A 19369-nucleotide genomic window follows, 5' to 3' on the forward strand; every position below is an offset into this window, starting at 1 on the left:
ATACGCGAACCGTATGTCCGGTGGTGTGAGAGGGATAAAGTAGGGTAGAATGATTTCCTACTTTACCCTACTCGATTGGAGGTACCTTGTTTTGTTGCCATATTATATGTGTCAACTGCTTCATCATTTCGGGCAAATAATGGTAAATATTAGCTTCTTGTACCACCAGGCCTCATTATTTAGGGAGGAAATAGCAAATGTAGGGGCAATCCCTTGTGGTTGCCCTAGTGAAGAGCAACCATAAGTGTATAATATGTCCCTTCAAGGAAAAACGGTCTTATTTTCAGTCACTGGTAGTATCACATTAAAGTGTGTATGGAAATTACTTTTTCAATCGTACACGGTGAAAGGTAGGACTACCTAAAGCCAAAATCAAGTAACTTGCTTGATAGTCAATAATTTAAATTTGTGCTGTATATTATGGTTATCTCCCTTGCTCGTCATCACACTACCCAATCTATTCCTTATGACTTGTTACTTTTGGCAGACCCCCACCAAAGCAAAATAGACGAGTACCTGTCTTATAGCAAGCTATACATTGCCTATACTTCGGCAGGTGATAGGGTAGGAGCCTGTGTAGTAACCGATTTGCCCAAAAATGCTAGGGAAATACTTAATCTTGCGGTAGAAGAAACCTACCATCGCCAAGGCATTGGCAGGCAAATTATTACACAAATAGTGCACTTGGCACAAACCCAAAACATACAAAAGCTATGGGTGGCTACTGGCAACTCCAGCATAGGGCAGTTGATTTTTTATCAGAAGTGTGGCTTTGAGATGCACACCATTGTTCCCAATTATTTCATTGATCATTACCCCGAAGAAATTGTAGAAAACGGCATTGTATGTAAACACCAAGTAAGGTTGGTGTACTGTTTAAGCCAAAAACAGTAAGCAGGCAGTTTTGAGTATCAAATGTTTACTTACCTTTTGCTCATTTTTACACGTCAAAAAAAGCGGCTTTGTAGCATTCCCGTGGGTTGACTCTATTACTTGGTCATCTTCTCTTTTTACCAATATTAAAAACCGTTGCTTCGTGAAAATACTTCATAGTGGTTTTAGTCAAAGTTGTTTGCTGGTTATCAGTTATTGATGAATTTAAAAACTATTTAACTGGGTGTTTAGGCGTAAAACCGAAACATTTTTAAAAATAAAGTGAGTACACAATCTTAATATAAAATACTGGTTTACAGTGTTTAACAAGGTGAATGTTTACTCGAATCAGCTATCGACTAAATACTACCATCTACCGATTTTATAAGTCGTTAAAAATCAACGCCCTATAAAATCGGTAAGTTGCTTGTAGAGCAACGTCAAACTTGAAGCTTATCGCTAAAAGCACCGATATGCATCGGTACCCAAGGACTTGAAGCTTGTCCCTACAGGCGCTATGGACTATTGTTGTAAACAATCAGGTAATAAAACTATAGTGCCATTTTGTAAATTGAGGGTTATTTATTTGTTTTACAGGCTTATACAACACTTCAATAAAACACACCAATTATGATGCAATCACTCATAGAAGGTTTTCGTGCCCAATTGCAAAAGGCACAAGAAATAGGCAAAAGCCTTACCTTCACTGCTCCTAACCAACCTATCCAAAATGTAGTAATTGCGGGATTGGGGGGCTCAGGCATTGGCGGCAATCTGGTAGAGTCGTTTATGGCATCAGGGCTCAAAGTGCCAGTTACTGTGTCAAAGACTTATACCGTACCTAATTTTGTAAGTGCTCATACCTTATTTATTGCTTGTTCTTTTTCAGGAAATACCGAAGAAACCTTACAGGCTTTAGAGCTGGTAGAGCAACGTGGAGCCAAAATATTTTGTGTAACTTCGGGAGGGCAATTACTGGAAAAAGCAAAAAGCGCAGGCTATGACTTTGCCCAAATTCCTAACGAAGCACCTTGCCCCAGGGCATTTTTGGGTTATTCGCTTACCCAATTGTTGTATGCTTTTAAAGGCTACAAATTATCTGACACTGAGTTTGAGGCCGCTTATACTGAAACCCTGGCTTTGCTTGAGAACAATGCCACTGACATTCAGGAAAAAGCCCGTGAGCTGGCCAACGCATTTTACAATCACTTGCCAGTAGTATATGCAGACACCCACTTTGGCGGTGTAATTACTCGTTTTCAGCAGCAGATCAACGAAAACTCAAAGCAGCTTTGCCATGCCCACGTATTTCCGGAAATGAACCACAACGAATTGGTAGGTTGGGAGTCTGGCGATAGTGTACGCAACAAAACCGCAGTATTGATGATTCGTTCGGGGCTTGACCATGAGCGGGTAAAGATACGTATGGATATTTGCAAGAACATATTTGAAGAAAAAGCGGCTAAGGTAATAGAGCTTGAACCCAAAGGTACTTCATTGATCACTCAGTCGTTTTACCTCATTCACTTGCTAGATTGGGTATCGTTTTATCTTGCCGAAAAAAATGGAGTAGACCCGTTTCAGGTCAACATTATTATGCACCTCAAGGGTGAATTAGCCAAGGTATAAGCAGGCAAAGTCATCGAAAACAGAATGGCAGTTTTTCCGTTTTTAGAGTATGTTTAAGTTTTACCTGGTGGGTAATTTTTAGACATACTCTTGTTATTTTACTGCATTATACACAACAGTAAATGTAGACCTAAATAGATGTGATATGAAAAAAGACATTGAGATACCTAAAGTAGAAGGAGTAGAAGTGGCGGTTGCCCGAAAAAAGACCGAAACAGGTGAGTATGATTGGCACGTGTACTTGATCAATCGTAATGACTTTGTGTTAGACAATATTCTGATTACTTCTACTGGTTATGGGCAAAAAAATGGAGAAGCCCAAAAAACATCTACTTTGCGCCAAATGATAGAAAAAATAGATAAAGAGAGTTTTGCTATTATAGAACGTATTGACCCACAGGTGTTTCATCTATCAAACGAATATTGGGTGAGTTATTATGTAAATGGGCAAATACACGACAAAAAATTCATCTTTATGCCAGGCAGCATTGTAGAACAAAACCTAAGCAATATAGACGTGCTCAACCTGGAAGGCGTACGTCATATATAAGTTCATTGCTCATTGTGTTGGTAATGTGTAAGCACTTGGGCACTTGCCACCATCTAATCAAAAACTCACCCAATCACCAACAATCCTAAACGATCAAAACAAGTAAATGTCAGACATACAAGAGACTCACATTCACCCCAGAATAAAACATATACTCTTTGTAGATATCAAGACTGTCTCACAAAGCGATAGTTACCATACCCTGCCACAAAATCTGCAAAAATTTTGGGAGAAAAGATTTGCTTACCGCCGCAATGAAGACCTCAACATTGAAGAGCATTATTTTCAACAGGCAAGCCTACAGGCAGAGTTTGGAAAAATCGTGACCATTGGGGTAGGGTATTTTTATTTAGACGAACATAAAGAAACGGCTTTGAGGGTAAAAGCTTTTACTGGGGCAGATGAAAAAGAGCTTCTGGAAGACTTTAAGGCGTTGATAGATACCAAGTTTACCGATAATTTGGTAATGTGTGCCCACAACGGAAAAGAGTTTGATTATCCTTATTTATGCCGTCGTATGGTTATTCATGGCGTAGAGTTGCCACTTACGCTCAATTTGCTTCACAAAAAACCTTGGGAAATTCCTCACCTTGATACCTTGGAAATGTGGAAGTTTGGCGATCGTAAACACAAAACATCATTATCTTTGCTTGCTACATTGATGGATATTCCTGAGGTAGAAAATCGATTAGAAGGGCAAGACATTAACAAGATTTACCACAAAACCCAGGATATGAAGCAAATTACTCAGGGGTGTATGCGGGATATTGAAATTTTAGCCAAACTTTTCTTGAAGTTAAACCAAATACCCATAAATTTAGAAAATCGTGTCTATAAAATAGATTAAAGGATAGCTGTTAACTAATTTAACACTTTATATAGTTTAAGTGCATTGGTAGCTTTTGCACTACACAAACACACCAAAACATTACGTGAAGGAGACAAGTGGGGCAGGCGAAGAAATCAATAACCAGGCACCTTGTATGTGCTATAGACTAATAGAGGGAACATGTCATCATTTAGCAACGAAGAAGAAAACGAAGTAATTTTAGATGTTCGAAACCTTGAGGTGAGCTTCTCAACCGATAATGGGATTATCAAAGCTGTAGACAACATCTCTTTTCAAATACCTCGTGGCAAAACGTTAGGTATTGTAGGTGAGTCGGGATCGGGCAAATCAGTAACCTCGTTGGCTATTATGCGGCTTATTCAAGAACCCGTAGGCAAAATTACTTCTGGTGAGATATGGTTTGATTCTCCTACCCTAAAGCGTAAAATTAATTTGGCAAAAGCCACCCCACAAGAAATGCGTGAGATCAGGGGCAAAGACATTGCAATGGTGTTTCAGGAACCTATGACCTCGCTCAATCCGGTATATACTTGCGGTAACCAAGTGATGGAAGCCATTTTATTACATGAAAATGTGACCAAGAAAGAAGCTTATGATAAAACCATTGAGCTTTTTAAGAAAGTACGCTTGCCCCGACCAAAGAAAATGTTCAATTCTTACCCTCATGAAATATCGGGAGGGCAAAAGCAAAGAGTAATGATTTCAATGGCACTATCGTGCAACCCTCGCTTGCTTATTGCTGATGAACCCACCACTGCATTGGATGTAACAGTACAGGCAGCTATTTTGGATTTGCTGCAGATTTTGCACGAAGACAAAGACGTATCTATCATTTTTATTACCCACGACTTAGGCGTGATTGCCGAAATCGCTGATGATGTAATGGTGATGTACCACGGGCGAATGATGGAGAAAGACGATGTGTGGAATATTTTTGACAACCCTCAACACCCTTACACTAAAGGTTTGTTGGCTTGTCGCCCTCGTTTGGATGTGCAAATGCGGGTATTGCCAGTGATTGATGATTTTATGGAGGTAACAGAGGACGACTCTATCATAGAAAAGGCCAACCATAAGTATGCATCGGTAGGAGAAGCATTGCTGCTTAACTTTGTAACCGAAGATGAGGTAGAAGAGCGTAACCGTGAACTTGCCCAAAAGCCTCCTATTCTGGAAGTAAAAAAACTCAAAAAATATTTCCCCATTCGCAAAGGCCTTTTTCAGAAACGTCCTGCTCCTATCAAGGCAGTAGACGATGTGAGTTTTCAGGTGTACCCTGGCGAAACTATAGGACTGGTAGGAGAGTCAGGCTCAGGGAAAACTACCCTGGGGCGTACTATTATGCGTTTGATAGAGCCTACTGGCGGGTCGATTATTTTTGAAAATGAGCGTATCAATGATTTTAAAGGAAAAAACATGCGCAAATTGCGTCGCGATATGCAAATTATTTTTCAAGATCCTTATTCATCACTCAATCCACGCATTACTATAGGAGATGCCATTCTGGAGCCCATGCGTTTGCATGGCATACTGGCCAACAATCGCCAACGTAAAGATCGGGTGATAGAATTGCTGGAAACAGTAAGTCTTAAACCAGAACATTACAATCGGTACCCTCATGAGTTTTCGGGTGGGCAACGCCAGCGGGTAGTCATTGCCCGCACGCTAAGCCTTAACCCTAAGTTTATTATTTGTGATGAGTCAGTGTCAGCGTTAGATGTATCGGTACAGGCACAGGTACTTAATTTATTAAACGAACTCAAAGACAAGTTTAACCTGACTTATATTTTTATTTCACACGATTTGTCAGTAGTAAAGTTTATGTCTGACCGACTCATTGTAATGAACCAGGGTAAGATTGTAGAAAGCGACTATGCAGACAATATTTATGATAACCCTAAAGAGGAATATACCAAAAAACTAATTGAAGCAATTCCTAAGGGCACCCTCGAAGACATTAGAAAAGCACAATTAAGAAGACGCTTGGGTAAGGAGAAGAAAAATAACAATTCGGCAACTTAGCAGTTGAATTTATAGTAAGGTTATTGCTATTACTTAGTAGTATGAGTAAATATGATGATACCACTGTTTTAACTATAAAAAGTGATAATCAGTCGTGGCTTTTGCAAATAAAAAACAATAATTATCAACTCATTACCCAACTTTTATAAAAAAAAATACGTTACTTTGAAGCATAAAGCCCCCTCCTTGATAAAAGACAAGTTGTATGCTGGTCTTTAATTAAACTCAATAATCATTTTCCCATCCAACTTAATTATCAATCAACCGATTTTAACACAAACAAGAAGAAAGAATGAAAACGAAAAAAAAGAACCCCAAGAAAAAACCAACAAAAAAACTACTAAGCAAACGAAGATTTAAAAGAAGCAAAAAGAATACCCTCACCATTGAACATTTCCAATCTAAGATTTATACAATACTCAATCAAAAGCCAGAGCGCATGCTGGCCATTGAGGACTTGATTGATATGCTGAATGTTACCACTGAAAAAAATAAGGTAAAGGTAATTGATGCGCTCGAAAAGCTTGCTGACAGCGACCAGATTTTGGTAGACCAGGAAGGCAACGTTCAAATCTTGCTAAATATAGTAGAAGGCATTGTTGACTTTGTAAACCCAAGGTTTGCGTTTATAGTAAGCGACGAAACCGAAGAAGATACCTGGGTAGACGCTGACAACCTAAAGTTTGCTTTACACGGTGATCGGGTAAAAGCTCGTTTGTACCCCAATAGCAAGGGCAAACGCACCGAGGGTGAAGTAATGGAAGTGCTGGAGCGCAAAACCAATGAATTTGTAGGTAAGATAGAGATCAAAGAAAAATATGCTTTTGTGATTGCCGACAACCGTCGCATGCACCTGGATATTTTTGTGCCACTCAAAAATATCAACGGTGCCAATAACGGTGACAAGGTGATAGTAGAAGTGCTGGAATGGCACAACGAAAAAAACAGTCCGGTGGCTAAGGTAAAAGAGGTGTTGGGTGCCCCTGGGGTAAACGAAACCGAAATGCATGCCATTATGGCTGAGTTTGGTCTGGCACGACACTTTCCGGCGGAGGTGCTCAAAGATGCTGAGAAAATCAGAGGACGAATTACCAAAGTAGAAATAAAGAAACGACGTGATATAAGAGAAACTTTGACCTTTACTATTGACCCTGAAAACGCCAAAGACTTTGATGACGCCTTGTCTATAAAAAAACTGGATAATGGCAATTGGGAAATAGGAATTCATATTGCAGATGTAACCCATTATGTAAAACCTGACTCAAAGGTAGATAAAGAAGGAGCGGAGCGAGCTACTTCGGTATATTTGGTAGACCGTGTGGTACCTATGTTGCCAGAGCGTTTGTCTAACGAATTGTGTTCTTTGCGCCCTCACGAAGACAAACTTACTTTTTCGGCAATGTTTGAGCTGGACGCAAACGCCCACGTAATCAAGGAATGGTTTGGTCGTACTGTGATCCACTCCGATCGTCGCTTTAGCTATGAAGAAGCCCAGGAAGTAATGGATTCGGGCAATGGCGATTATGTAGACGAGTTGCGTACATTGAATGCATTGGCTAAGAAATTGACCGCACAACGTTTTGAAAAAGGTGCCATGAGTTTTGAAACCGTAGAGGTGAAATTTAAACTTGATGAAAACGGTACTCCCATAGGTTTGTATACTAAAGAGCGCAAAGATGCCCATAAATTGATTGAAGAGTTTATGTTGCTTGCCAACCGTAAGGTGGCTGAGTTTGTATTTAAACTACCAGTAAAGGGTACCAAAGCCGAAAGTAATACAATGGTGTATCGTACCCATGATGACCCAGATGTAGAAAAACTGAAAAACTTCTCTGGATTTGCCAAAAGATTGGGGCACGAGGTAAAGTTGAATGGCAAAGCAATGACTCGTTCGTTGAACAAGCTAATGACAGACATAGAAGATACACCACAGCAAAACGTGTTGCAAGGGTTGGCTATTCGTACAATGGCCAAGGCTATTTATACTACTGAAGCTACTGGACACTTTGGGCTGGCTTTTGACCACTACACCCACTTTACCTCACCTATTCGTCGTTATCCTGACATGATGGTGCACCGCTTGTTGCAACATTATCTAGACCATGGCAAATCGGTAGATAAAAAGGCGTATGAGAAACTGTGTAAACACTCTACCGATATGGAGAAACGTGCTGCTGAAGCTGAACGTGCTTCTATCAAATACAAACAGGTAGAATACATGCAATTACTCAATGACTCTGACAAAGCCTATGATGGTGTAGTAACTGGAGTAACCGACTGGGGTATTTATGTAGAAATAGAAGAAACCAAGTGCGAAGGTATGATAAGAATGAGCGACTTGGTAGACGATTTTTATCAACTAGATGAAGAGAACTACCGAGTGGTAGGTAAACGTACCAAAAACGTGATTATGTTTGGCGACACGATCAAAGTAAGGATTAAAGCCACCGACCTCGAAAAACGCACCATGGACTTGCTGAAAGTATATGACGATGAAAGCTAAGGGCTGACCTTTAAGGTCAGCTTTTTTGTTTTTATACTGTACCTTGTTTTCTTTGTACAGCATATAAGCCAACCTCACGCTATATTATACCCCAATAAACCTCTTTTTTTTCCTCTTATACTGAATCAGAGGGTAAACCCCCTGTTTTAGATATATCCATTCACCTACCTTTGTTATATACAATCAAATTATTCACCTAAGAACTTGTTTAAAACTAATCAAAGACACAACCCTCCAAAATTAAATTTGGAGGGTTTGAAAACTTACTGAAGATTAGGTTCCTTATTTAGTAGTATTGTGCAATCTTCATAACCAGTAAGGAATTAAGTGATCAACTGAAAATAAGTTTAACTCGCTCATAGTATGATAGTTATATTTGTTGTTGCTTGGTTAAGTCAAGTAGTTCTACTGTGATACTGTATGGAGTTAATACAAGTGTACTGGTATTGAGTTGAGCACAAGCTCTCTAAAGATGGATGTATTAAACAAGTGCTAATAACCAAATTATAACAATGAAAAACTTTAAAAAATTTGAAATGACAAAAGGCGATTTAAAAGCTGTAAAAGGTGGTAAAATTGACGAGTCTACCTGTGAGTCACTAGATGGATTTATCATGGTCATTGGTGGAGAAGATCACTGTGTATTTCATTAAGCGCCTTAAATTACAAATCCTCAGAAACCATGCTTTTCTGAGGATTTTCTTTTTTTATAAAGACCTTTATCTATTGTCAGGCAGCGTGTGTAACAGTGATCGTAGGATCAAACATAATCATAAACTCATTTAAGTCCTGATCAGAGGCAATTTCCAGCTTTTTGCGTAAACGATACCTTTGCATTTTTACACTATCAGGTGCAATTCCCATCAAATCGGAAATGTCTTTAGTATTAAGATTGAGCCTTAGCAAAGCACATACCTGTAAATCATTCTTGGTAAGCGATGGATATTGATGTTTCAGTTTTTGATAAAAGTCGGGGTGCAGTTGGTCAAACACTTGATGAAAACTTTCCCAATCTTTGTCCATATTAAGGCCTTGATCTATCAGGTTTACCAGCTTCTGACACATCTTTTTTGCTTTACTGAAATTCTTTTGCTGCCGCATTTCATTTATCAAAGTTCTCAGCTGCCTTAATGTCTGGTTTTTTTGCAGCATGTGCAGTGTATGTGTGGTTACTTGTTGGTTTTTATAATTAATCTCGTTTTGTAAATTTTTTGTTTCGGCATTTGCCCTTGCTTGTGCTTCTTGCAAACGTGCCCTGGTTTGTTTTTTTAGATGTTCATGGGCGGTATTCAGTGCCTGATTGAGTGCATTGAGTTGTTGATTATTCTTCTGTTTGCTTCTGTAAAACCTAATCACTACCAATAATAATAACAACGATAAAACCAATAGGGCATACGTAGTGTTTTGCACTGTTCTACGGTGATTTGTAATCTCTATAAACAAACTTTTCTCTTGAGCATGCGCCCAATGTAGCGAATCTTGCTTTTTTTCGTAAGTATACTTTGTTTTCAGATGGGCTATTTTTTGTGCATTGCCAATATTCAATAAACTATCCGTCATTTGTTTAAACAAATGATAGTCTTGGTATGCATCCTGATAGTTACCCATCATTTTGTGAATTTTTGCGCGTATTTCGGCACCGGCCTTTAGCAACTGAGATTGTTTGGTTTGCTGGGCAAGGGTTACCCCTTTGTTGGCTTTTGCCAATGCCTGGGGGTACTTTTGCTGGTGGTATAATGCTTTGGCTAAATGCAAAAAAACTTCTGCTATCAATGGTTGCTCCCCTAGTTTTTGGTACAACTCCAGGGCTTGCCTGAGATAATTAAATGCCTGCGTATACTCTTTTTGGGTGATCATCAGGTTACCCAATAAGAGTTTACTATGGGCTACAATACTTTTATTCCCAATTTGAGTGCTCAGTTTCAATGATTTTTGGTAATAAACCAATGCTTTATCATACTGTTGTTGTTTGTCATAAATACCTCCAATGGCGCTATAACTCTGGGCTACCCCACGCCGATCGTTGAGTTGTTGCTCTGTTTTGAGCGATTTATGAAAGTAAGTAATCGCCTCAGGGTAGTTGTGTTGGTCTTCGTATAAACTACCTATGTTGTGCAGTGTTTTTGCAATACCTGGTAAGAGTTTAAGTTTCTCTTTGATACGCAATGATTTTTGGTAATAAGTTAAGGCCTTGGGGTAGTCACCCAGGGTTTGGAAAGTCAGCGCCAAGTTATTATAATTAGCCGATATCCCTTTTTGATTGCCGCTTGCCTGAGCAAATTTTAGGGCTTTTTGGTGGTAGTGCAAGGTTTGTTGAATATTACCCAGGCTTTCGTACACATTGCCAATGTTGCCACAATATACCCCTATTCCCTTGGTATCTTTTGTCTGTTGAGCTATTTGTAAGGCTTGCTTGTAGGCTACTAAAGCTGGTTTGTAATTGCCCTGATGTTCTTCAATTGCTCCTAACAGGTTATAAACATTGCTGTGATTTTTGAGGTGAGGGTGTTTTTGAACAATCGTTAACATGTGGTGAGCGCGAGCCTTGGCTTTGGCATAATATCCTGTAAAAAGTAATAACCAACCTATTTGGCTATGTGCTTTGAGTGCTGCTTGTGGGCTATTGGTTTGTTTTGCCAAATTTAACGCAAGGTTGGCGTACAGCAAGGTTTGGGTAGAATCTAGCTGATCGCTGTACTCTCTGGCAAGTGCATTATATACCTGTAGCTTTTCTTTAGTGTCAGGCACGCTGTGAAGCCTATGCTTTAATGAGTCTGTTTTTGTGTGGTTTTGGGCAAAAGTATAGGTCGACAGCAGGAGTAGCCATAAAACCAGTCCAGGCAGTTTATGAAGTAAGTAATACATTGGTAATATAATTAATTGGCGTTGTGGTAGTCAATAATAGTTTTTTGCAAGCTGTTGACTTTTAGTAAAACAACAAAAGTAAGTGTTCCAAGAGACGATGCTCTATAGAGCAGGTGAGTTTTGTAGTTTTACTTAATAATAAGACCAAAGGTAGGTAATTGTACTAATTATTATAAGGTGTTATTTTGCTAAACAAGTGTTGTGTAAGGAATATAGGAGAAATGCTGCTGTTTATTGGCTAAAAAACACTCAAATATAGAATAATCTCTTGTGTTGGTAATGGTGAGACAAGCACATTCTCTGGCAATCTCCTGCATCTGTTCATAGCAAACAGGTGACTGACTTTATTGCTTCAACTTGATTAAGTGATTCAAAAACAGGTTGTTATAAAACATTGTATACCTTAAATAACTGAGTTTATCTGACTGAGAATTGCCTGCTTGATGGATAAACGCTAACATTGCATTGTAAGTAATACAAATAGTCTGAAAAATGACTAAGGGTTAAAATAGTTTAGAAGGCTTTGGCAGATAGCTCATAAATTATTAATCATAACTTTGGATAGGTAATGTGATAATTATTAGAATATAGGTAAACTGAGCAAAAATTACATACCTTATTCAAAGTTTATCAAAAAGCGTAGTCTGTTATAACTACGCTTTTTTTTGCTCAAAAGCACTCCTTTTATGAATTGATACCGTCCATTGGTGAACAAAAATCACCCTTTAGTAAATTCATCAACTTTATCTTACTTGAAACGTTATACCTTTGTAGCGTAATAAAAAAACGTATTTTTTACATTTACTAATAAGGATTATTGTATTATGAAAACACTAAAGATTTTTACTCTTGTTGCTTGTGTTGCTGCTTTGGCATCGTTTACTATGGCTGATAAAGCTCCTGCCAAAGTAGAAAAAAAGGTGGAAACAAATTTTGCTCATTTTAAGCTGGTCAATGATACTGGCAACAAAGTGCGTATTCATACAGGGTATGGTGTTGTTTCTTTGAACAAACGCGGAGGATCTACTTCTGTGACTTGTCGCCCAGGCAAGAAGGTATATACAGCTCCTCGTGGTAGCAAAGACAAATTCCTTTTTAAAGTAACTTCAGGAATGTGTGGCAAGACTGTAAAGTTGTCAAAATACTTATAGTCAGCAGGTCAAAACTTTATTAAAATAGATACAAAAGAGAGTCTTTACGGAGGTTCTCTTTTTTTTATTGGGTTTAGCTAAGTTTTTGTTATCTTTTGAGCATTCATTTATTTGTATAAATTAGTGTATGGCTTTATCTGATACTGAAATTGAAAAACGAAAGGCAGTAATTGCAACAACCCAGGATGAAACTCAAAAAGTAACCCGGATAATAGACCTTGCTTTTGATATTTTGTATCAGAATAAAGTGCCACAAGCCAATGCTTTGTTAGAAGAAGCGGCATTATTGGCCACACAAATAAAGTTTAAAGATGGGTTGGGCAGGGTAACGCTAGGCAAGGCGGCTATTGCTTATTTTACCGCCAACTACGATGACTCAGCCTTGTACTCTGACCAAGCCATTGAGATATTTCAGCAAACCAATAACAAAGAGTTACTAGCTGAAACTTATACCAACTTGGGGATGTCGCACTGGAGCCAGGGTAGCTATAGCAAAGCCTTGGATTATGTTTTTAAAGGCATACATTTATACCAGGAGTCAGGCAAAAGTGGTCGCCTGGCTTATGCACTGTATATGCTGGGGAGTTTTTACTTAGACTTGAACGACCCTGATAACGCAGAAAAAAACTTTTTAGCCTCGCAAAAAGCCCTTGAAATAGGTGACCCTTATTCTGTATCAAACTCTCGTAGTTGGATTGGTTTGGCAAATGTGGCTTTTCAACGTGAGCAATACTCTCAAGCTTTAGAATGCCTGGACAAAGCCCTTAAATTACAAGAAGAGTCAAACGATCAGTTTGGCATGTCACGTACTTTCAACGATTTTGGTAAAATATATCGTAAACTCAATGATATAGATCAAGCCTATCTTTTTTATGGCAAAAGCTTGAGTATTCGCCAACAGGCAACTGACAAACAAGCACTGATTACGACCTACCTCGACTTGGGAGAGTTTAACTTTGAGCAGCAAGAATATGCGCTTGCGGTTAATTACTTGCAAAATGGACTTAAATGGGCGGAAAAACTGCGGGCAAAAGTAAAAATGTACCGGGCGCACCTCTTACTGAGTCAAATTTATGATGTGTTGCAAGAGTATGAAAAAGCCTACCACCACCTGAAACAACATAATGAAATCAAGGATAGTGTAATGGGCAAGGATGCCAACCTGAGAATAAGAAACCTGGAAAGTCAATTTGCCAAGGAGCGCTCAGAAAAAGAAGCAGAAATTTATCGCCTGAAAAATGTAGAGCTTAAACAGTTGTATGCCGAGATCGAGTATAAAAACCAAGCAATTACTGATAGTATTGAATATGCCCGACGTATTCAGAATGCGATGTTACCTTTGCACTCCGATTTTTTGACTTATCAGGAATACGCTTTTATTTTCTACAAACCACGTGACATAGTATCAGGTGATTTTTATTGGTTTACCAGCATACCTCACCCTGATGATGCCAGTCTGGAACTGATATTTATTGCTGCGGTAGATTGTACCGGACACGGGGTGCCAGGAGCCTTTATGAGCATGATTGGTCATAACTTGCTCAACAACATAATAAAGCAACGTAAAATATATGCTCCTGAAAACATATTGGCTAGTTTGCATTTAGGAGTAAAAAAGGCGCTTAAACAAGACCAAAACGATAACCAGGATGGAATGGACCTGGCTTTGGTGGTTATAGATGAGTTGGAAGAGTGTATTCATTTTGCGGGTGCCAATAACCCTTTGGTATATGTGCAAAACGGAGAGTTGCATCGGATTAAAGGAAACAAGCAAGGCATAGGTGGCGGAAAACATAGACCTACCAAAAAGTTTGACCGCCACACAGTGAGTTTTAAAGACGCGCCAGGCATGTTCTATATTTTTTCAGATGGTTACCAAGACCAGTTTGGTGGGGCAAACAATAAAAAATTTATGAAACCCCGCTTTCGCCAGTTGTTGTTCGATATTCACCATTTACCTTTGGTAGAGCAACGCCAACAGTTAGTGGATACTTTAGAAGACTGGATGGGCAACGAGTCACAGGTAGACGATATACTCGTAATGGGGCTAAAACTCGGCTATTGAATATGCTGAACCAGTTTAGGCTTATTTTGCGTGGTTGATATACCATAAGTTTGTCTGATGTAATGGCATATACTCATTTTGTACCCACCCCTGAAACCCTCTTTCCTGATATTTTTTTGGTACGAACATCTGGTGCCTTGAAGGGTTGTATCAATATAGGTTTACTCAAGTACTTCTGTTAAAATACTGTTAAGACCTTAGAACCTCCTGATTCTTCAGAATCTCTACAGATTTGCTGCTTATTTTTGAGTATAAAAAGTCATCATGGCTTCTAAGATTAAAACCATACTATGATACTAAAAATGACAAAATTTACTTTTATCTTCAATACTACTTTTTTCCTCATTTTGTTAGCTACTATGTGTTTAAAGGCACAGACTATCCGGGGGACTTTAACAGATGCTAAAACCAAACAACCTGTAGAGTTTGCAGTATTGGGTTTGTTTCAGGCAGGTGATACCACACAAACTATAGCTGTGGCAACTACTACCTCAGGCATAGGTGGCAAGTTTACCTTGAATAGTCTCAAGTATGGCAAGTATGACCTGGTAATAAGTATGGTTGGGTATGACAAAAAAACATTGACAAACCTGGTCGTTAGCAGGGCAGCCCCCAACTTGAACTTAAACAAGGTAGACATGTCTTCGTCGGTGCTCAACCTGGACGAAATAGTGGTAAAAGCCAAGCGAGAGTTTATTCAGGCGGGTGAAGAAGGCATTACAGTGAAAGCAGATAATAATATTTCACAACAAGGAGGTTCTGCGCTCGATATACTAAGAAACATACCTGGAGTAACTGTAGACAACGATGGTAACATTAGCCTAAGAGGAACCGACGCCAATATTTTGATCAATGGGCGAAACTCTGCTTTGACAGGAACTTCGCGTGGTGGAGGGTTAGAGTCACTACCCGCAAGTGCTATCAAAGACATAAACATTAGCACCAACCCCTCTGCCAAATACGATGCAGCAGGAGTAGGTGGGGTAATCAACATCCAACTCAAGAAAGGGGTAAAAACCGGACTAAATGCCCTGATTACCTTGGGAGCCAGTAATCGTGACCGTTATAATGGCTCGCTTCGCCTCAATCGTCGCACCGACAAGTTTAACTGGTTTGTGTCGTATGATGCCCGCCGCAATGCTCGCCGGGTATGGTTTGACAATCAAACTGATGACTTTACCCGTTCTGACAGACAAAGTGTGATTATACAAGACCGCGATGGTGATCGGGTAGACATTAATCACTCAATAAAGTTTGGCACTGATTGGTTTATCAATGATAAAACCACCTTGAGCGTAGAAGGACTGTTAGGTACACAAACCCAGGATGAACCAGAGTTTTTAGTCAGTCGGTTTGGTACTGACCGTACTACGCTCGACAGTACAACCCATACATACAATACCGAAAAAGAAGATAATAAGGTATTTGAAGGGGCTTTAATTTTTACCAGGAAGTTTGACAAAAAAGGGCAAAAATTAAGCTTCTCATTGAGCTCAAACTTTGGTACAGAACTGGAAACCCAAGATGTTACTACCAATATATTGCAGCTCAACTCTACCAACATAGACTCTACTGCACTGCAGCGTTCTGCCAATAACAACACCAATAATATTACCAACATCCAGCTAGACTATATACATCCTATAGGTAAAAAAATGAAGATTGAGACTGGTTACAAAGCCATTCTTCGTGATATGAATCTTGACTTTGACCAAGAGATATACGACGAAACAACTCAAACGTACGTTTTTTCCGAAGAACTGAGCAATGAGTTTAAATACGACGAACAAGTACATGCAGCGTATGTATTGTTTAAAGGAAAGCTTAAAAAGAAAATAGGGTTTAATTTTGGTTTACGAGCCGAACAAGTATACCTCACGGCAAAGTCTGACAATACACAGAACATTGAAAGCAAATACTTTAACCTTTTTCCAAGTGCGCGTATTACGTATAGAGTACGCAAAGGAGAGTTTTTCAAAGTAAGTTATAGCAAGCGTATTCGTCGCCCACGTTTTCGCCTGCTTAACCCATTTCGCGATATCTCAAACCCTACCCGTATTCGAGTAGGTAACCCTGAACTAGGGCCAGAATTGACTCACTCTGCCGAACTAGGGTACAATAAGGTGTGGAGTAAAATAAGCTTTATTCCCAGTTTGTTTTATCGACATACAACGAACGTGATACAGCGTTTTGCCTCGTTTGACGCCAATTCTGCCTTGGTGTTTCGTCCGGTAAACCTGGGAACTGCCACCGACTATGGCATAGAGTTGATTGTTATTGGTAACTTGGTAAAATGGTGGGATTTTAACGCAAGTTATGCTTTTTTCAATCGGGAGATTGACGCTAGAAACAGTGAAACAGACCTCATTACAAGCAATACAAGCTGGAATGCAAAATTACAATCAAACTGGAAGCTGAGCAAAAACACTACCCTACAGCTTACTGGAAATTATAGAGCTCCTATTATACGAGCGCAAGGAACACGTCAGGCATTTCATTCTATTGACTTGGGTTTCCGTCACCGATTTCTTAAAGGCAGAGCTACTTTTGGCTTAGTTTTGACCGATATTTTCAATACCCGTCAGTTTGGCTTCGAAACCACCACCTCTGAATTTACTTCGTCTGGAATATATAAGCGTGAAAGTCAGATTTTGAGGGCAAGTTTGACCTACCAGATAGGGAAGAGGTTTAAAACCAGTATTAAAAAGGGGCGTGGCAATCGTCGTCGTCGTAGGTAACTTGCTTTGTCAGCTGTGATGTGTTCTTAGATAGACCCAACATAGAATAGGTGATCATTTACTAAAATATAAGACGTTGTGACTTCGAGTGACAACGTTTTTTCTTTTACAATAGGGCGAGTGTCCTATATTTTTTATTTTACTACGATCAAACCCCTAACTCAAGCAAAAAAAATCGTAATAGTTATTTTAACCCTTAATTATTAATATTCCACAATGACTTGAGTCAAAATGGTTTGCTGACAATTAGTTATTTATAAACAGTAGATAACTTGCGACTTGTCACTTGAAGCTTGCCTCTGTAGTTGCTCAAGGTATTGCCGTTGAGCGTATTACTATCAAACTAATTTTTGTGTATGCAATCCAACTCTTTTTCGGTGGACACACCTCAAAACTGGCTTGTCCAGATGGCAGAAATTTTTGAAACCAAAGTAGTAAATAATCAAATTAATATTCCTGAGCACTTGGGGCATGGGTCTATACAAATGTATTGTTTTTCGGCAGAGCTGAATTTGTCAGTGCAACAAATCTATTTGGACAAACCTCTCCGTATTTCGCGCAAGGCCGCTCCCCGAAAGGATATTTTACCCATTGTATTTCATTACTCCAAGGCTGGAGTAGACCATATACATCTTGCCGCCGAAGAAAAGAAAACCTTGGGACGGTTTAGCCCACAAGGGATTATGATTCCTGCCCATGAGCAAGATAGTATTGTAGAGTTTCCTTCTAATGAAGAAATTATAACTATTGCTGTGGTAGTGAGTCGTCAGTGGATCATTGAATATATGCAAAACATACCAGGCAAAGAAGCCGAAAACCTGGTAAGCTTGTTTGCTTGTCAAAAACAGTTTTGTATTTATGAAACGCTTAATCAGGCAATGGAGAAAGCTATAGAAGAAATTATTCAATGTGACTATGCCGAACCAGTCACGGGTTTGTTTTTGCAAGCAAAAACGATTGAACTATTGGCATTATTTTTTGATAAACTGGCACAGCGTGAAACAACTGACGGGTTTTATAACTTAAATCAAACTGATGTGGCATCTTTGTTTGCAGTAAAGAAAATATTGATGGATAACCTTGAAAACCCACCAACTATTTTGTGGTTATCGCGAGAGGTAGGCATGAGCGAAAGTAAACTCAAAAAAACTTTTAAACAAGTGTTTGGTCATAGCATATACCAGTATGCTTTGTATAATAGAATGGAAAAAGCCAAGGAATTATTAGAGTCACGTCAATATAACGTATCAGAAGTAGGAGGATTGGTGGGTTATTCTAATTTGGCGCACTTTGCCAGAGCATTCAAGAAACAATATTCTGTAGCACCAAAACAATATTTACAAAAGTTTAGGAGATAAGGGATAATAAAAAATTAAATTTTGTTATAAAAAATATAACCTTCTTAAATTCTTTCTCGTAATATAAATCAAATACAATTTTATTATTGTCCAATGAATAACTTCTCAAACATACCGCTCATTTCTTTCTACACTCGTAGTTCTTGGTGCTGGTTATTAACCTACCAAAACTTGTTTGAGTAATACTCTCCTCTTGTAATCAATTCTTTTCAATAATCTTACTACATACTTTCCTTATACAGGTCTGATTCATGTATGCCTATACACAATTGTGCATGTCTGAGTTTGAACTCACCTGAATAAACTCAATGCTATCTATATACATTTATCTCTATTTGTATATATGTAGTCGAGCCTATCAATACACTTCGATTGATAAGTTTAAACTGATACAATACTATAAATGTTGGTTTACCCACCTTTATAACGCTTTTGTATTGCCTGTTTAAAATCAGTTGAACTGTTTTTGTTGTTCAATTGATAAGTATGTCTGCCTGATTAATATCATAATTTAGATTTTCAGATAAATATTTTTGAGAAAGTGATATGGATACCAAAATAAGTATCAAACGTAGTTCGTGAAATAAATACATTACACGAGGTTGGGTATGTAATACACCTTCACTCTAAAAGTCATAAGAAGTAGGAAGTAAGCATCAAACTAATTTAAAGTAAAACGATCAAACTGAGGAAAATAAGTGACGTGAAAAACCTAACTAAACAATTAAAAATCAAGGAAGTAAGTGATCAACTAATAGAAAATAA

At 38.7% G+C, this 19369-nt stretch carries 12 protein-coding genes; 11 read left to right on the top strand and 1 reads right to left on the bottom strand.

Annotated features, from left to right (window positions below):
• Positions 1–420: 420 nt before the first annotated feature.
• From Q0954_RS26880 to Q0954_RS26910, 7 genes are all read left to right on the top strand, one after another.
• Positions 421–894 (top strand): GNAT family N-acetyltransferase, encoded by a 474-nt coding sequence (locus Q0954_RS26880; protein ID WP_299462518.1) that lies wholly within the window; start codon positions 421–423, stop codon positions 892–894.
• 609 nt (positions 895–1503) lie between these two features.
• Positions 1504–2502 carry a bifunctional phosphoglucose/phosphomannose isomerase gene (locus Q0954_RS26885; protein WP_299462521.1) on the top strand — a complete coding sequence of 333 codons (999 nt, stop codon included), beginning with the start codon at positions 1504–1506 and terminating at the stop codon, positions 2500–2502.
• A gap of 145 nt (positions 2503–2647) precedes the next feature.
• On the top strand, positions 2648–3052 hold the full coding sequence (locus Q0954_RS26890; protein ID WP_299462524.1) for a hypothetical protein: 405 nt from the start codon (positions 2648–2650) through the stop codon (positions 3050–3052).
• Between the two features lie 106 nt (positions 3053–3158).
• The gene (locus Q0954_RS26895; protein WP_299462527.1) at positions 3159–3899 is read left to right on the top strand and encodes a 3'-5' exonuclease; all 741 of its coding nucleotides are present in this window, start codon (positions 3159–3161) and stop codon (positions 3897–3899) included.
• A 162-nt stretch (positions 3900–4061) separates the two neighbouring features.
• Positions 4062–5924, top strand: coding sequence for an ABC transporter ATP-binding protein (locus tag Q0954_RS26900; protein WP_299462530.1), 1863 nt, complete (start codon positions 4062–4064; stop codon positions 5922–5924).
• 292 nt (positions 5925–6216) lie between these two features.
• Positions 6217–8427: a ribonuclease R gene (rnr, locus tag Q0954_RS26905; protein WP_299462532.1), complete on the top strand. Its 2211-nt coding sequence runs from the start codon at positions 6217–6219 to the stop codon at positions 8425–8427.
• A 512-nt stretch (positions 8428–8939) separates the two neighbouring features.
• Entirely contained in the window at positions 8940–9080 is a 141-nt protein-coding gene (locus Q0954_RS26910; protein ID WP_299462535.1) for a hypothetical protein, read from the top strand.
• Between the two features lie 76 nt (positions 9081–9156).
• Here the strand turns inward: Q0954_RS26910 and Q0954_RS26915 are convergent, their stop codons facing one another.
• A complete protein-coding gene (locus tag Q0954_RS26915; RefSeq protein WP_299462538.1) occupies positions 9157–11292 on the bottom strand; it encodes a tetratricopeptide repeat protein in 2136 nt (711 codons plus the stop codon).
• Between the two features lie 824 nt (positions 11293–12116).
• On the opposite strand from Q0954_RS26915, the gene Q0954_RS26920 reads away from it, so the two are divergent.
• The 4 genes from Q0954_RS26920 to Q0954_RS26935 all read left to right on the top strand — a co-directional run bounded on the left by Q0954_RS26920 (position 12117) and on the right by Q0954_RS26935 (position 18604).
• The gene (locus Q0954_RS26920) at positions 12117–12443 is read left to right on the top strand and encodes a hypothetical protein (protein ID WP_299462541.1); all 327 of its coding nucleotides are present in this window, start codon (positions 12117–12119) and stop codon (positions 12441–12443) included.
• A gap of 127 nt (positions 12444–12570) precedes the next feature.
• The gene (locus Q0954_RS26925; protein WP_299462544.1) at positions 12571–14508 is read left to right on the top strand and encodes a tetratricopeptide repeat protein; all 1938 of its coding nucleotides are present in this window, start codon (positions 12571–12573) and stop codon (positions 14506–14508) included.
• 302 nt (positions 14509–14810) lie between these two features.
• Positions 14811–17246, top strand: a complete 2436-nt coding sequence (locus Q0954_RS26930; RefSeq protein ID WP_299462547.1) for a TonB-dependent receptor — start codon at positions 14811–14813, stop codon at positions 17244–17246.
• A 407-nt stretch (positions 17247–17653) separates the two neighbouring features.
• Positions 17654–18604: a helix-turn-helix transcriptional regulator gene (locus Q0954_RS26935; protein WP_299462550.1), complete on the top strand. Its 951-nt coding sequence runs from the start codon at positions 17654–17656 to the stop codon at positions 18602–18604.
• The last annotated feature ends 765 nt before the right edge of the window (positions 18605–19369 follow it).

Source organism: uncultured Microscilla sp. (assembly GCF_947493425.1).
Taxonomy (GTDB): domain Bacteria; phylum Bacteroidota; class Bacteroidia; order Cytophagales; family Microscillaceae; genus Microscilla.

Excerpts from the sequence above, each read along its gene's own strand:
- Q0954_RS26915 (WP_299462538.1), bottom strand. The coding sequence starts at position 11,292 with ATGTATTACTTACTTCATAAACTGCCTGGACTGGTTTTATGGCTACTC.
- Q0954_RS26885 (WP_299462521.1), top strand. The coding sequence starts at position 1,504 with ATGATGCAATCACTCATAGAAGGTTTTCGTGCCCAATTGCAAAAGGCA.
- Q0954_RS26895 (WP_299462527.1), top strand. The coding sequence starts at position 3,159 with ATGTCAGACATACAAGAGACTCACATTCACCCCAGAATAAAACATATA.
- Q0954_RS26880 (WP_299462518.1), top strand. The coding sequence starts at position 421 with ATGGTTATCTCCCTTGCTCGTCATCACACTACCCAATCTATTCCTTAT.
- Q0954_RS26920 (WP_299462541.1), top strand. The coding sequence starts at position 12,117 with ATGAAAACACTAAAGATTTTTACTCTTGTTGCTTGTGTTGCTGCTTTG.
- Q0954_RS26900 (WP_299462530.1), top strand. The coding sequence starts at position 4,062 with ATGTCATCATTTAGCAACGAAGAAGAAAACGAAGTAATTTTAGATGTT.
- Q0954_RS26910 (WP_299462535.1), top strand. The coding sequence starts at position 8,940 with ATGAAAAACTTTAAAAAATTTGAAATGACAAAAGGCGATTTAAAAGCT.
- Q0954_RS26890 (WP_299462524.1), top strand. The coding sequence starts at position 2,648 with ATGAAAAAAGACATTGAGATACCTAAAGTAGAAGGAGTAGAAGTGGCG.
- Q0954_RS26935 (WP_299462550.1), top strand. The coding sequence starts at position 17,654 with ATGGCAGAAATTTTTGAAACCAAAGTAGTAAATAATCAAATTAATATT.
- Q0954_RS26925 (WP_299462544.1), top strand. The coding sequence starts at position 12,571 with ATGGCTTTATCTGATACTGAAATTGAAAAACGAAAGGCAGTAATTGCA.
- Q0954_RS26930 (WP_299462547.1), top strand. The coding sequence starts at position 14,811 with ATGACAAAATTTACTTTTATCTTCAATACTACTTTTTTCCTCATTTTG.
- rnr (WP_299462532.1), top strand. The coding sequence starts at position 6,217 with ATGAAAACGAAAAAAAAGAACCCCAAGAAAAAACCAACAAAAAAACTA.